This window comes from Gelatiniphilus marinus (assembly GCF_042684345.1).
Lineage (GTDB): Bacteria > Bacteroidota > Bacteroidia > Flavobacteriales > Flavobacteriaceae > Gelatiniphilus > Gelatiniphilus marinus.
The window spans coordinates 74,851-90,053 of the sequence record NZ_JBHULK010000001.1; the positions used below are offsets into that span (position 1 = coordinate 74,851).

16 protein-coding genes are annotated in these 15,203 nt (G+C 34.7%); 3 read left to right on the top strand and 13 right to left on the bottom strand.

Annotated features, from left to right (window positions below; genetic code table 11):
• Positions 1-8: 8 nt before the first annotated feature.
• The 5 genes from ACFSQS_RS00330 to ACFSQS_RS00350 all read right to left on the bottom strand — a co-directional run bounded on the left by ACFSQS_RS00330 (position 9) and on the right by ACFSQS_RS00350 (position 5,874).
• Positions 9-1,550: an acyl-CoA carboxylase subunit beta gene (locus tag ACFSQS_RS00330; protein ID WP_388012323.1), complete on the bottom strand. Its 1,542-nt coding sequence runs from the start codon at positions 1,548-1,550 to the stop codon at positions 9-11.
• A 56-nt stretch (positions 1,551-1,606) separates the two neighbouring features.
• Complete coding sequence (accC, locus tag ACFSQS_RS00335; RefSeq protein WP_388012326.1) at positions 1,607-3,049, bottom strand: acetyl-CoA carboxylase biotin carboxylase subunit; 1,443 nt, start codon at positions 3,047-3,049, stop codon at positions 1,607-1,609.
• Positions 3,050-3,139: 90 nt separating this feature from the next.
• Positions 3,140-3,625, bottom strand: coding sequence for an acetyl-CoA carboxylase biotin carboxyl carrier protein subunit (locus tag ACFSQS_RS00340; protein ID WP_388012329.1), 486 nt, complete (start codon positions 3,623-3,625; stop codon positions 3,140-3,142).
• 334 nt (positions 3,626-3,959) lie between these two features.
• Entirely contained in the window at positions 3,960-4,520 is a 561-nt protein-coding gene (locus ACFSQS_RS00345) for an NUDIX hydrolase (protein WP_388012332.1), read from the bottom strand.
• Positions 4,521-4,785: 265 nt separating this feature from the next.
• Positions 4,786-5,874: a M42 family metallopeptidase gene (locus ACFSQS_RS00350; RefSeq protein WP_388012335.1), complete on the bottom strand. Its 1,089-nt coding sequence runs from the start codon at positions 5,872-5,874 to the stop codon at positions 4,786-4,788.
• A gap of 334 nt (positions 5,875-6,208) precedes the next feature.
• On the opposite strand from ACFSQS_RS00350, the gene ACFSQS_RS00355 reads away from it, so the two are divergent.
• Genes ACFSQS_RS00355 through ACFSQS_RS00365 form a run of 3 tightly spaced genes read left to right on the top strand, consistent with a single transcriptional unit; the run spans position 6,209 to position 8,875 of the window.
• Entirely contained in the window at positions 6,209-6,760 is a 552-nt protein-coding gene (locus ACFSQS_RS00355; RefSeq protein ID WP_388012338.1) for an RNA polymerase sigma factor, read from the top strand.
• Positions 6,744-7,313: a hypothetical protein gene (locus ACFSQS_RS00360; RefSeq protein WP_388012341.1), complete on the top strand. Its 570-nt coding sequence runs from the start codon at positions 6,744-6,746 to the stop codon at positions 7,311-7,313. The genes ACFSQS_RS00355 and ACFSQS_RS00360 overlap by 17 nt, the downstream gene beginning before the upstream one ends.
• Positions 7,314-7,354: 41 nt before the next feature.
• Positions 7,355-8,875, top strand: coding sequence for a hypothetical protein (locus tag ACFSQS_RS00365; RefSeq protein ID WP_388012344.1), 1,521 nt, complete (start codon positions 7,355-7,357; stop codon positions 8,873-8,875).
• Between the two features lie 701 nt (positions 8,876-9,576).
• Here ACFSQS_RS00365 and ACFSQS_RS00370 read toward each other — a convergent pair.
• The 8 genes from ACFSQS_RS00370 to ACFSQS_RS00405 all read right to left on the bottom strand — a co-directional run bounded on the left by ACFSQS_RS00370 (position 9,577) and on the right by ACFSQS_RS00405 (position 15,053).
• The gene (locus tag ACFSQS_RS00370) at positions 9,577-9,906 is read right to left on the bottom strand and encodes a hypothetical protein (protein WP_388012347.1); all 330 of its coding nucleotides are present in this window, start codon (positions 9,904-9,906) and stop codon (positions 9,577-9,579) included.
• A 47-nt stretch (positions 9,907-9,953) separates the two neighbouring features.
• A complete protein-coding gene (locus ACFSQS_RS00375; protein ID WP_388012350.1) occupies positions 9,954-10,883 on the bottom strand; it encodes a ClpXP adapter SpxH family protein in 930 nt (309 codons plus the stop codon).
• Positions 10,884-11,518: 635 nt separating this feature from the next.
• Positions 11,519-11,833, bottom strand: coding sequence for a hypothetical protein (locus ACFSQS_RS00380; RefSeq protein ID WP_388012353.1), 315 nt, complete (start codon positions 11,831-11,833; stop codon positions 11,519-11,521).
• Positions 11,834-12,033: 200 nt separating this feature from the next.
• Complete coding sequence (locus ACFSQS_RS00385) at positions 12,034-12,807, bottom strand: hypothetical protein (RefSeq protein WP_388012356.1); 774 nt, start codon at positions 12,805-12,807, stop codon at positions 12,034-12,036.
• A gap of 188 nt (positions 12,808-12,995) precedes the next feature.
• Positions 12,996-13,412, bottom strand: a complete 417-nt coding sequence (locus ACFSQS_RS00390) for a rhodanese-like domain-containing protein (RefSeq protein WP_388012359.1) — start codon at positions 13,410-13,412, stop codon at positions 12,996-12,998.
• Between the two features lie 9 nt (positions 13,413-13,421).
• Positions 13,422-13,739 (bottom strand): rhodanese-like domain-containing protein, encoded by a 318-nt coding sequence (locus ACFSQS_RS00395; protein WP_388012362.1) that lies wholly within the window; start codon positions 13,737-13,739, stop codon positions 13,422-13,424.
• 136 nt (positions 13,740-13,875) lie between these two features.
• Positions 13,876-14,496, bottom strand: coding sequence for a thioredoxin family protein (locus tag ACFSQS_RS00400; RefSeq protein ID WP_388012365.1), 621 nt, complete (start codon positions 14,494-14,496; stop codon positions 13,876-13,878).
• Between the two features lie 8 nt (positions 14,497-14,504).
• Entirely contained in the window at positions 14,505-15,053 is a 549-nt protein-coding gene (locus ACFSQS_RS00405) for a TlpA family protein disulfide reductase (RefSeq protein ID WP_388012368.1), read from the bottom strand.
• Positions 15,054-15,203: the final 150 nt, after the last annotated feature.

Genomic DNA, 15,203 nt, shown 5'->3' on the forward strand with positions numbered 1-15,203 from the left:
GTATTGTTTTAAAGCGGAATGTTGCCATGTTTTCGTTTAGGCGTTTCCACTTTTTTGTTTTCTAACATCGCGAAGGCTTTTATTAATTTGCGTCTGGTGTTTTTGGGCAAAATAACTTCATCAATAAAACCACGTTGTGCAGCGCGGTAGGGGTTTGCAAATTTCTCGGCATATTCGGCTTCTTTTTCAGCAAGCTTTTTAATAGGATTATCGGCATTAGCGATTTCCTTTTTAAAAATAATTTCACTTGCGCCTTTCGCTCCCATAACTGCAATTTCTGCACCTGGCCATGCGAAATTAAAATCGGCGCCAATGTGTTTGGAGTTCATAACATCATACGCACCACCGTAAGCTTTTCTCGTAATAACCGTTACTCTTGGTACGGTAGCTTCACTTAACGCATATAGTAATTTTGCGCCGTGTACAATAATACCATTCCATTCTTGGTCTGTACCCGGTAAAAACCCAGGAACATCAACTAAAACGAGTAAAGGAATATTAAAACAATCGCAAAAACGAGTAAAACGGGCTGCTTTTTTAGAGCTTTTTACATCTAAAACGCCTGCTAAAAATTGAGGTTGATTGGCTACGATACCAATACTTCTTCCGGCTAAACGAGCAAAACCAACAATAATATTTTCGGCATAATCTTTATGGATCTCGTAAAAGGAATGGTCATCAATAATACCTGAAATCACAGCCTGCATGTCGTATGGTTTGTTGGGGTTGTCTGGTACGATATTCGATAAGACTTCTCGTGTTTCTTCACCCAATTTAAACTCTAATGCATTTGGTTTAGCGGTATTGTTTTGTGGTAAATAGCTTAGTAGTTTTTTAATGTCTTCTAAACATTCAATATCATTGGCCGACGTTTTATGAGCCACGCCAGATTTAGAAGCGTGGGTATGTGCGCCACCTAACTCTTCGCTCGTTACGGTTTCATTAGTTACTGTTTTTACAACATTTGGGCCAGTTACAAACATGTAACTAGTGTCTTCTACCATAAGTGTAAAATCTGTCATGGCTGGAGAATACACAGCACCGCCTGCACAGGGGCCCATAATGGCAGAAATTTGCGGAACCACTCCAGAGGTTTGTACATTTCTAAAAAAAATATCGGCATAACCCCCTAAAGAACGTACACCTTCTTGAATACGAGCGCCACCAGAATCGTTAAGACCAATAATAGGCGCACCAACTTTAACAGCTAAATCCATGATTTTACAAATTTTTTCGGCGTGTGTTTCAGATAATGCGCCACCAAACACGGTAAAGTCTTGGGCATAAATATATATTAGTCTGCCATTTACAGTGCCGTAACCTGTTACTACGCCATCGCCATAATAGACTTCGTTTTCCATTCCAAAATCGGTAGTTCTATGGGTTACTAAGGCTCCAATTTCTTCAAAAGAGCCTTCATCCATTAAATAGTTTACCCGTTCTCTAGCGGTTAATTTTTTTTTGGCGTGCTGTTTATCAATACGTTTTTGGCCACCTCCTAAATGTGCTAAATTTAGTTTTTCGTTTAAGATGTCTATTTTAGATTTCATCTGTATGCAAGGTTTTTACGATGGATTTCCGTTTTAGCAGAAATGTCAATTAATTTCTAATTATGTGGTAAACGAAGTTGTTTTTGATCTTTTAAATATTGTTTGAGTGCTAAGGTAGAAGCTATTTTAGCTTCATTTTTGGTTTTATTTCGTAAAGCTTCAGGAGCATAATAATTTTTCACAAAATGCGTGTCGAAATTCCCCGAACGAAAGGCCTCGTGTTCACAAACATATTTACCAAATGGAAGGGTTGTTTTTACGCCTTCAACATGGAAATTTTCAATGGCATGTATCATGAGTTGAATCGCTTCTTCCCGGGTTTTTCCATACGTAATTAGTTTGGCAAGCATGGGATCGTAATATATTGGGACTTTCATACCTTCTTCAAAACCGTTATCCACACGAATATGTTGCCCGAAAGGTAACTGATATGTTTCTAGAGTGCCTACACTTGGTAAAAAATCGTTTAAAGGATCTTCAGCATAAACACGTAATTCTATCGCGTGACCGTTAATTTTTAAATCTTCTTGATTTAGTTTAAGCGCTTCGCCACGAGCAACTTTAATTTGAAGTTCGACCAAATCTACACCACAAATTAATTCGGTTATAGGATGTTCTACTTGCAGTCTAGTATTCATTTCAAGGAAATAGAAATTACCATGTTCATCTAATAAAAACTCGACTGTTCCAGCGTTTAAATACGCACAAGATTGCGCTACTTTAACGGCTGCTTCGCCCATTTCTGCTCTCAATTGCGGGGTTAAAATTGACGAAGGTGCTTCTTCCACCACTTTTTGGTGCCGTCTTTGGATGCTGCATTCCCGCTCGAAAAAATGTAAAACCTTACCATGGCTATCGGCCACGACCTGAATTTCTATGTGTCTCGGAGAAGCAATGTACTTTTCTATAAAAACAGCACCATCGCCAAAGGCCGATGTCGCCTCGCTTATAGCGCGACGCATTTGCGATTCTATATCGCTTTCTTTTTCTACCACACGCATGCCTTTTCCGCCGCCACCAGCAGAGGCCTTTATTAAAATGGGATAGCCTATTTCTTTGGCAATGCTTTTGGCCTTTTTAACATCGGTAATGGCTTCGTCAATACCAGGAACCATGGGAATATTGTAATGTTTTACGGTTTCTTTGGCCGCTAATTTACTGCCCATGATTTTTATGGCTTTTGATTTGGGCCCAATGAAAATAATGTTGTTTTTTTCACATAATTCAGCAAAATCGGCATTTTCACTTAAAAAACCATAGCCTGGGTGTATGGCATCTACGCCGAATTGTTTGGCGACTTCTATAATTTTATCAGCTCTTAGATACGATTGATTGGAGGGCGATTCGCCAATCCAAACTGCTTGATCGGCAAACTTAACATGAGGGGCATTTCTGTCGGCCGAAGAATAAACCCCAACAGTTCTTATACCCATTTTTTGAGCTGTTTTCATTACCCTCATGGCAATTTCGCCACGGTTTGCTACTAGTATTTTTTTCATTTAGAATGTGTTTTTTTCATTTCCTCGAAGGCCGAAATCTCCCCATAATTTTTAAGGTTTATTTAGAATATTTTCAAATTATTTTCTTGGCTATTCAAACTCAATTAATAATTGATTTTTTTCTACGGCATCACCCTGTTTCACGGCAATAGATTTGATAATACCATCTCGTGGTGAAGTGATCATATTCTCCATTTTCATGGCTTCAAGAATGATTAAAGTGTCATTTTCTTTGACTTCTTGATTTACTTGAGCACGTAAGTCTAAAATCAAGCCAGGCATTGGAGCTTTTATAAAATTTACTTGTTTAGAGGCGCTTACAGAAAACCCCATGTCGTTTATTAAAATATCCAAATCATTAAAAATAGAAACCTCATAAAGCGTGTTATTTACTTTTATTTGGTAGAATTTGTTATTGAAATCTGACTCCAGAATTTCTATATGATAGGAAGTATTTTGATGAATAACATGTTGTTTGGAGTCTGAAATTTGAATGACGTCAAGATTGGAAACAGCATCTTTATTAATTTCAAAATCGAAAGTAGCATTAACGTTGGTTTTGAAAGTTTGACTCATAAGTTTATGAAATTGTTTTCATGTAAATATAAGCATTATAAAACGCTTTATTATTTTCTATCATTAATGTTCGACAAAAGACATAAGACCGCTTCGCTAATAGACATAAGAACCAAGACTTGATTCTAACTAACTGATAAACAGAAGTACTTTAAATTAACAAAATAGTTCCTTTAAATCTTAATAATTATTTCAAATAAGTAAGGTGACATTTTAAAAAACGTGCAAAGTTCTTAATTTTAAAAGAATTGATAGCATTATAATATTTTAAACGGACACTAGTGATTTTTTATGAATGTTTGAGTCTATGAGACGGACTGGCTTATTGTTTTTTTTATTTTCTTGTCATGGCCTGCTCAATATGGTGAAGCACAGTTTCGTAATACGATTTATTTGAAGCTACAAAATGATTGTTGTTGTTACCAATAGTATTTAAAAGCTGTTTGAAGTTGTTTGTTGAGACTAGTTTTAGGGCTTCAACTTCTTCAGCTTGAATGGTTAATTGAGATAGTGAGACTTTTAAATTGGAAATAAAGGTATGATGAAATTCGTTATCTAAAATACCATTATCGTAGGATTTAAAACAATTAAAAATCCCAATTTTATTCAAATCATCTTCAGAAACCTCTAAACCTATTTCTTCTTTAATTTCTCTAATAGCGCCTTGTTTAATGGTTTCGCCGGCATCTATATGGCCGGCTACAGAAACATCCCAAAGTAAGGGGTAAAGTATTTTTTTAGACGAGCGTTGCGATAGTAAAATTTTGCCATTTGTTGTGTAGAACCACACATGTGCCGTGTTATGGTAATAGCCTTTTTGGTGGACAATTGATTTGGGTGCAGATTTGCCCGTTGGGTTACCGTTGGAAGTTACAATATCAATAATTTCGTCCATGTTGTTGGTTTTTATTGAGCATGTTTTAATGGGTATGCTGGGTTGCGTTAGGGATTGATGCCCTTCGACTCCGCTCAGGACAGGCTCATCCTTTTTTTAAAGCTAAAACCATACCTAGCTTAGAACTAAAATTTAAAAGATAGTTAAGTCGCTTGCTCCTCGCTATGACGTAAAAAAAAGATATAGCGGAAAGCCCGACCCTTGTGGTAACGCCCTAATGATAATAAAAAAGCACCACGTTTAAATGGTGCTTTCTGTATTGGTTTTATTCAAAATAGCTAAACGTTTCGCCGCTCTTTATATTAAGTAAGGTTTCGTAAATGAGTTTAATAACGTTTTCAACATCTTCTTTATGCACCATTTCAACCGTGGTATGCATGTAGCGTAATGGCAATGAGATTAAAGCCGAGGCTACACCGCCATTACTATAAGCAAAGGCATCGGTATCTGTTCCTGTCGCTCTCGATAGGGCCGAACGTTGGAAGGGAATCTTTTTAGCTTCAGCAGTATCTGTAATTAAATCGCGTAATTTTTGTTGTACCGCCGGGGCATAAGCGATTACAGGCCCTTTGCCTAATTCCAAATGCCCTTCTTTTTTCATTTCAATCATTGGGGTTGTGGTATCGTGGGTTACATCGGTAACAATAGCCACGTTTGGTTTAATGGTGTGGGTAATCATTTCTGCACCGCGTAAGCCAATCTCCTCTTGAACGGAGTTGGTGATGTACAATCCAAAAGGCAGTTCTTTTTTGTTTTCTTTAAGTAATCGCGCTACTTCGGCAATCATAAAACCACCCATTCTGTTGTCTAAAGCACGACACACAAAATTGTCTTTGTTTAAAATGTGAAATTCATCTGGGTAAGTAATCACACAACCTACATGAACCCCTAATTTCTCGACTTCTTCTTTAGTTTTGCAACCGCAATCAATAAAAATATTTTCTGGTTTTGGCGCTTCCTCTTTAGATTTGTCGCGCGTGTGTATCGCTGGCCAGCCAAAAACGCCTTTTACAATTCCGCTTTTAGTATGGATATTAACCACTTTACTCGGTGCAATTTGATGGTCGCTTCCGCCATTTCTAATGACATAAATTAAGCCGTTGTCGCTAATGTAGTTAACATACCACGAAATTTCATCGGCATGCCCTTCTATAACTACCTTGTATTTAGCTTCGGGGTTTATTACCCCAACTGCAGTCCCATAGGTATCTGTAATAAATTCATCTACATACGGTTTTAGGTAATCCATCCAAATTTTTTGTCCGGTCCACTCGTAACCTGTTGGAGCGGCGTTGTTTAAATATTTCTCTAAAAAATCCATAGATTTTTTATTAAGAATGCTCTTTTTTGTCATAGTTTAAAATTTTGTACTAAAATAATAATATAAAATGTAAATAGATTGATTTTAAAGCTGTAGTTTAATTGAAAAAAAATGAATCTATAATGGATTAGTTTCTGCTTTTAGGTCTTTTTTTTTTTTTTTTGAAAGAATGTATGTTTTTTGCAACAGCTTACTTTTTTTGTCGTCTTTTAAAATGAACTAACTGAAACCACATGATGTATTAGTATGTCGTGATAAAGTTTGAAATTGCAATAAAAAGTACTGAAGTGCTATGTTTTAAAGTAATTTTAAAACGTAATAGATTTTCTAATATATTATGTGGGATGGAACCAAAAGTACAATTAGCATGTTTAAAGTTGACATTATTGAACAATGTAAACAAAACAACAGGAAAGCGCAATTGCAGTTATACAACCAGTACTGCGACGGTATGTATATTGTTGCTAACCGGTTTTTAAAGGATGCTAATGATGCCGAAGATGTGGTGCAGGAAGCTTTTATTAAAGCGTTTTCTAAACTGCACCAATACAAGGCCGAGGTTACTTTTGGCGCGTGGTTAAAACGTATTGTTGTTAATAAAAGCATTGATTTCTTAAAGTCTAAAAAGCAAAAACTTGTGAAATTAGACGAGGTGCACCTAAAAGTTGTAGAAGCTGATTATGATGACAAATGGTTGGTTGAAGATGCCATTACATTAAACGATGTAAAAAAGGCTATTAATAATTTACCCGATAAATACCAATATGTGGTAATGCTGTATTTGATTGAGGGTTACGACCATCAGGAAATTTCGGAGATTTTAAATATTACCGAAGTGGCATCGCGTACACAGTTATTTAGAGGTAAAGCAAAATTACAAGAACTGTTAACACTTAAAAAAAATGGCACGAGATATTAGAGAGTTGTTTAAAGATGATAAGGCTTTGAATGAAAAGATGCCTGAGAATCATCAAACTAGATTTCTTAAAAAGTTGGATAAAGCATTGCCCAAAAAACGAAAGCCTCGTTTTAATTGGGTTCAAATAGCCGCTGGTGTTGTGCTGCTTTTAGGGTTGGGTTTTGGTACGTACCACCATTTGCAGCCAGAAAAACCTATTGAAGTAGCAACCACTAATCCTGCTGAAATTAAAACATTGGGTGATGTGTCTCCAGGTTTAAAAAAGGTTGAAGATTACTACTTGGCAAGCATAAATTTAGAGCTCTCTAAAATGAAATATACGCCAGATACCAAAGCCATTTTTGATGGGTATTTATTGCAGTTGGATGAATTGGATAAAGAATACCAACGCCTATCAATAGAATTGACCGAGTCCGGTCCCAGCGAGTTAACGGTAAATGCATTGATCGATAATTTAAAATTCCGTTTAAATCTTTTACATCGTTTACGATCGCAATTAAACGAATTACAAACTTCTGATAATAATCTTGAAGAAGAAAAACTATCTGTATAGTGGCTCATTGGAAAACAGACACTATCTAAAAAATCAAAAAAATGAACAGAACAATCATAAAAATAAAACAATTTGCTTTAGTGTTTTTTATTTCGAGCGGTTTATTGGCTCAGCAAAAACTAACTAAAGTATCGCAATCTATTAAAGTCGATAAAAATGTTACCATCGATTTAAACACAAGCCATTGCAATATTGTATTCGATACTTGGAACAAAGGCACCGTGGAAATTGAAGCCTATATTGAAAGCGACGATTTAAGCAAAGAAGAATTACAGGCCGTTTTAAAAGACTGGGTCGTAAATGTTGAAGGTTCGCCAGGGCAGGTTTCAATAGCCACAAAAAACAATTCAGAACCATTTGTTTGGGCATATAAAATTGATAAAGAAAATGATGAACCCTATGCCGTTTTGAGAGAATTGAAATATGAATTGGCAGATATGCCAGAAATGGTTTTCCATTTTGAGATGCCTAATTTCCCAGAACTACCCGAATTACCAGAACTGCCTGAGTTGCCCAAACTGCCGCAGCTGCCTGAATTACCCGAAGGCGTTAACCAATTCCATTTTGATTATAAAGCCTATAAAAAGGATGGCGAAAAATATATGGAAGAATACACCAAAAATTTTGAAAAAAAGTTTGGTAAGGATTACGAGGAGAAAATGAAAGCTTGGGGCGAAAAATTCGGGAAGCAATGGAGCGAAAAATACGCCGAACAAATGGAAGAATGGGCTGAAAAGTTTGAAGGCAAATGGGACAATGAGGCATACGCTAAAAAAATGGAAGCCTGGGGCAAAAGCTTTACCGAACGCATGAAAGTGCAAACCGCCCGCGTTGAAGCCCATAAAGCACGCACAAAAGAACAAGCCAAAGCGCACAAAGAAAGGGCAGAAGCGCACAAAAGAAATGCTAAAGAGCGCAAAAAATTATCTGACGAACGACGTGTTTTAATCGAAAAAATGGTTAACAAAAAATCAAATTCTAAAGTCAAAAAAACCATTAAGATTAAAATGCCAAAAGACGCTAAATTAAAAGTTAATGTGAGGCATGGCGAAATAGAATTCGCGGCTAATATCGATAATTTAAAGGCAAACTTATCACATACCAAATTTACAGCACACAGTATTAATGGAAGTTCTACTTCTATTAATGCTTCTTATTCTCCGGTTTACGTTACACATTGGAATTTGGGAGAGCTCAATTTAAAATACGTTGAAAATGCCCAGTTAAATCATGTAAAGCAATTGGTATTAACCTCTAATTCTTCAAACATCGAAATACAAAACTTATTGGGTAGTGCCATTATCGATGGTAGCATTGGCGACCTGAAAATTTTAAAAATTGATGATGCTTTTACCAACTTAAATGTTATTCTTCAAAACAGCGATGCCGTTATAATGCTTCCAAAAGTAAAGCATAATTTGCAGTACAAAGGAACGCGAACACGCTTTAAGCACCCCGAAAAGCCTACTGGTAATAATATATCTTCGTTTACAACCAATACCACCGAAACCAACAAAACCATTGTGGTTAATGCAAAGTACAGCAATGTGGTTATGCAGTAGTTTTACTTACTATTAATTTTGGTTCATATACATTTATTCAAAATTTTCCGACAACAGATGCTATAAATAATGCAACAAATTTGGGAATGAGCATCATACAGAAAACGACTAAAAATAAAAAGCAAAAGGTTACGGTGGGTTCGGTGCAACCGACAATAACTTTTAAAATCCTTGGTTTCAAAAATCATTACCCACCACATGATAACCTTTTTTAAAAGATTAACCCCAACGGTAAAACGCTTTGTTAAACAGTGAGCGTTTCGGGTTAATGCTTTTAACAAAGATAAAAAAATAACGATTTGGGTAATAAATCAAATTTGAGTTGGTGCTAGAGCTTGTCGATAAGCTGTTTAATAACAAGCAAACCAAGCGCAGTAAAAACTAAATACAGCCACCAAATAAAATGGAAAGTAAGCTGAAGAACTTCAACAAAACCCCGATCAAGAATTTTTATAAGTTTGGGGAGGCTTTAAATCCTGAAAAATAAACTAGGGTTTTAAGCTGTTCGATGCCCTAAGCGAAAACCTTTTTTTTTATATACAACATCAATAAAATCAAAATTGCTTTGCAATAAATAGACGTTGAAAATTTAGACGTAGTTAACTTTAAGTGTATGCATTAGTACGGTTTTTCTAACCGATAGCCCTAAAGTTGCTAAAGCAGCCAATGCGATGAGCAGGTAAACAGGCAATAGATATTAACTAGATTTCGATTAGTTTTTCTGGTTTTTTTTGCTCTACTACAAAATAACTGCCCTTGCGTTTAATAATATTTAAGGTAAATACACCTAAACCTTTAAATTTAGAGCAGTTAGTGTTGATCATAAATTGCTCTATTTTTGTTTTCAAGCTATTGGTAAGCAATCTATCGTTGGTTTTAAAGGCAATACCATACATAGACTTTTTAAAAGTAACGCTAAAAGTTTCAGAAGTGGTTTGACTTATTTTAGTATTTGTTCGTGGCGCATATAGCGATTGGGCTGATACCTTGAAAGATAGAGATATAAATAGTGTTAATAAAAGTGCTTTCATAAATATAAATGAAATATTAGTCTCAAGGATTTAATATGTGTTAAATATTATTGATTTTTAATAATCCATAACGATCCGTTTTTTGTACTTAATTTTTCTAATGTTTCATTGTCAGATAGTTTGTTCAAAACATCTTCACTTTCCTTTCTTGGGGTGCCCGAAAGCACAGAAAATTCTTTTGCGGTAAGAGTATGATATTTAAAAAAAAGAGCTTCCCAGTTTTTGCTGTATTCACTCTTTATAATTGTAGGGTTAAATTTTAGAATGGCTGCTTCGTAAAGCGCATAAGGTCTGGAGCCGTAAACCCTTTCTTTATTGCCAGCTTTATCTAAAAAGAAAATAGTTGGAAAACCTCTTACGCCAAATGCTCTGGCCACATTTAAATCTTCTTGAAATAATAATTTTGCTTTACCCTCAAAATCAGTTTTTAATTGTTCAACATTTAGCCCTACGGTTTTAGCTGCAGTTGCTATATGTTCCCATTTAGCTAGGTTTTTCTTCTTTAAAAATAGCATTTCGCGCATGGCTCTTAAAAACAAAACAGCTTGGTCTAGATTTTGAATCTGAGCTGCCTTAAAAGCGATAGAAGGCGGGTAAGACGAGCTAAGCGGATCTTCTAACCATAAATCGCCATCTATGGGCATATCGTAATGCAGGCTTACTTCATCCCAATGTTCAGCAACATCAGATGGTTTACTAATACCGCCACTATTGTAATTCCAATCGGGTAATAAGCCGCCCATTCGGTATTCTATCTCAATGTGGTTGCCATATTCTAATTTAAGCTTTCTTAATTGCGGCTCAATACCCCAACAAGACGAACAAATGGGGTCTGTAAAATAAATCAGTTTTACTTTGTTCGATTCGGATTGAACAATTTTTGCTGTTGAATTGCTGGGGTTATTACCTTTAATTTCACATATTCCCGTTTCTGGGTCGCATAAAAGCGGATTGGTATTTGAAGTTTTGTTAGCCATGTTTTTTTTATTATAGCTTGCCAAATTTAGGGCTTATTTAAGACCTTGATATTATGGTAAGCTTGGTTTTAACTATTGCAAGTTAGTGTACTGTGTTTGTAATACAAATATAAGTTGAATTAAATGTATTTTTAATATGAATTTTTTTTGGTAAGTAGTTTAAAAATAGGAAACAACGCTGAAGGTTTTAAAGATGAGTTTATAAAAATTTACGAAAAGAAAGCCGCAATAAACGATTCGCTTTTTTGTAAATTTAGTAGGTTGGCCATTAGCGATACAATACGTGTTTTAACTGCAAAATAGAATTTTGGTATAATGGGCAACTAATAGAAGGCAATACATTGGTTTTAAGTATTTGTAACGGGAAGTCTGTAAAAGTGGTAGTAAAATGTTCTCTAAAAACCACCAAGAATTAGAAAAGAACCATTTGGTTAACAGCATGGTTAAAGATGCAGAACCTGCTTACCGAAAATGGTAAAACTCTTTTAATTTTTTTTAATGAACTGGCATATTGGTTAATAAATATAGGCCGTTAACCTTTAAGCCGTGAGATTAATTTTTAATCTTTATAAGATTTTGCCGGAATGTAGTGAGTTTTCTACCGTATATATTGCATTTGCAAATAGGTTGGGTAATTAACTCACTTTTTTCTGTTTCATTTTTTCAACGCGCAAGGTGTTTAGCTGGTGGTCGTTGTTAAGTTTTTTTTCTTCAAGTAACTTAAGCTCACGTTTAATTTCTTCGCGTCTTTTATTTTGTTTTCTTAGCTTTTCATCCCTTATGGCCTGCCTTCTTTGTCTTTCTTCAAGCCGGATTTCTTCAAGCCGCATATTTTGCTTTTCATTTTTCTTTTCTTTAATTTTTTCTAGAGCAATAGTACCATAAGTATAACCATATATACTTAAAAATAATAGTGCTATTATTGCCAAAATTACAAAGCCATTTTCCATAACTTACTTTTCTTAGGTTGTTTATTAAAGTGCTATTTTCAGTTTATTTAATAAAAATAGAAAAAAAGGAATGTATCGAAAAATAAAAAAGTTAAAGTGCTCAAAAAGAAGTTAAAAGAAATATTTAGCAAAAAAACCTTTGAAATGCATAAAGCACCAAAGGTTTTTTAAGCAGGTTAGAGCCTTCTTAAAGCAGTTGCTTAGTGTCCGCTCATGTGTTTGTTGTAAGACCATATTTCATCCCAGGAATTCGAGAACGTTCGGTTGGCCATATCTATAAACATTTGCCAATTTTCTTCGCCGTGAACTTTTTCAAAGGTTTTTTTAAAATTATTTTCTTCCTCATCAAACTCGGTCCAATTTTTATAAAAACTTACCGAAGCCACATGCCGCCCTAAGTTGCCTTGCCTAAATTCATTATAATACAATCCCCAAGGATTAACACCATCCATAGCTTTAACCGTTTTACTTACATATTTATAAAACAGACTTATGGATGATACTTGGTCCTTTTCAATCTCTCCAACTCTTACAAATAAAAGCGGATAATTTATACCATCTCCTTGTAACATACTGGTATTAGATAATTTATCGTCTTGGGTCCAATACTCGATGGTATTTATTTTTTTTATAAACGGCATTACGTTGTCTCTCCAATCTTCGTCGTGTCCGCCTTCACTTGGGCGCGAATCGTTATGTTTATAATGCATGGGTCCCATTTGCCATATAATCTTTCCAGAATTAGGTCCAGAAACGATATTATAAACGGTTGCATTGTAAGGTGCTTTGTTATGGTATTTGGCATTGTGTTTTCTCATGTTTTCTGATAACACTTTTAATTTGGTGTTGTCTGGAGTTAACATAATGTTTTCCCACATGGTGTAGGTTTTGTCTTCTTGGGCGTTTGCTGTTACCGTGGCACTAAAAACCATAGCAATAACAGCCATCACTGAAATTGTTTTTTTTATCATCATTAAAATTATTGGTTGGTATATTAACTGTATAACTATTATACAGGCTGCTAATAAAAAATAATAGGGGAGAAATTGTTTTTTTTTATAGTAAATGATTTTGCAATCATTTAAGATGAAGGCTCGCCATTTGGAGTATTTCAAATATACTAAATATTTGCTTGCAAAATAGGCCTATAAAAATAAAGCTCTCATTTTCGAGAGCTTTTCGGGTGGTTCTGTATTTTAAATCCTTGCTTTTTCCATTTAATTATACCGCCTTGTAAATCGTATATTTCGGTAAAACCGGCATCAAGGAATTTTGTTGTACTTAGGGCACTTCTTCGCCCGGAACGGCAGTAAATAATTACCGGTTGTTTTTTGTTTAGTTTTTTTATTTCTTCAGAAAAATCAAGAGATAAAAAATCTATGTTTTGTGCATTTTCTATATGACCTGTTTTAAATTCTTTTGGTGTTCTTATGTCAATTAATTGCACGTTATGGTTTTGCAAAAGGGTTTGTGTTTCTTTTGGCGATATAATATGGGTATTACTTTTTAACGATTTGTTGCAGTTGTAAAAAGTGGTTGCCGCTATAAAAATCGCTATAAGAATCGATAATCTTTTCATTTAATGCTATTAATCTAAATCTACAAGATCGCCTTCCCACTCTAAAATACCGCCTTCAAGATTGTAGGCGTTCTCGAAACCTAGTTGATCCATAATATTACAGGCTTGTCCGCTTCGGTTACCAGATCTGCAATATACATAGTAGTTTTTGTCTTTGTCTAATGCTTCTAATTCATTAACGAATTCTTGACCTTTATATATATCTATATGAATAGCGTTTGCAATAATCCCGTCGGCAACCTCATTATCTGTTCTTACATCAATAATTACGGCGTTATCGTCATTTTCTAACTGCGAAACCCATTCGTCTTGACTTAAATGTTCCATGTTTTTTATATTTAATTTCTGCAAATTTAATACATCTTATTAAATAATGGTTAAAAAACAATCCGAAGTATAAAACCTCGGATTCCTATATTTTAGATTTGTAATTTCGCTTTCGCGGAAATAAAAAATTTCACTTTTAAGCCTTAATCGAGCAGCCAATGGCCTTGGTTTCGGTTGGCGAAAAGGCTTTGCCATTCAGTATCGCGTCAATAGCATTTTCTACGTATTTTTCGGTTACTGCCGAAGCGTCTTTGTAATTATTGTCTATGGCTCCAATGTACTTAACCATATTGCCTTTATCTGTTTTTTGCAATATAAATATGTGCGGTGTTTTTGTAGCTCCAAATTTGGGGTAAACCGTTTGTTGCGCATCAATTAAATACGGAAATGTAAAGCCTTTTTCTTGGGCGCGCTGTTTCATAGCATCAAAACTATCGCCAGGTTTTATTTTGGTGTTATTGGGCATAATGGCAATTACGGGGTAGCCTTCGCTGGCGTAGGTGTTGTTTAATGCTATAATACGGTCTTCGTACATTACGGAGTAGGGGCAAGTGTTGCAAGTAAATGTGATAATGAAACCTTTGGCGTATTTATAATCTGATAGCGATACCATGTTCCCGTCAATATTTTTTAGCGAAAAATCTTCGGCAATATCGCCTATTTTGTAGCCTTCGCCACTGTTTGGTTTAATTATTGAAAAAGCACTTAATGAGAGTGCAATTACTAATGCAGAAATTAATTTAATTGTCTTTTTCATAATGTTTTTTATTTAAAAAATTTATTGACTTCACTTTCAAGCTCTTCATAGTTAAAAGATTTTTCGAAAAATTTACGCTTGTCATTTTTATAAATAACCGTTGCCGGAATAGAGCCAGACCAGTTTTTGTCTATTTTAGGAATCCACGAATTCATATCGGCATCATCGAGAGCAATCACTTTTGCTTTTAATTGTTTTTCCTTTATAAAAGGCTTTAGTTTTTTTTCGTATAAATGCGGAAAATCTAAACTTACCAAAATAACTTCAACATTTTTGTTTTTGTATTCGGCATTTAGTTTTTCAAAATATGGCAATTCTTTAACGCAAGGTGCACACCACGTTGCCCAGAAATTAATTACATAAATTTTGCCGTCTTTTTTATTTAAGAATTTCTCGAAACTTGCATAATTGTAAATTTCTAAATCTATGTTTTCATCAGCTTTATAAGTAGTTGTTACTTCCTTTTTACTAATTTCAACAGCAGTTTCGGTTTTCTTATTTTTATTGGCGCAACTAAACGTTATTAATATCGCAATAATTAGCAGTTTAAATTTCATAAGTATAAAATTAAATAATAGTTAGTTTAAAATATTCTAGTTTAACAAACATTTAATTAAAAAACAGACTAAAGTTTTGTGTAATATTATTTTCATTTCTATATTTGGCAAAGTAAAAACAAAAAATAATGAACTCAATTTTAAATCATA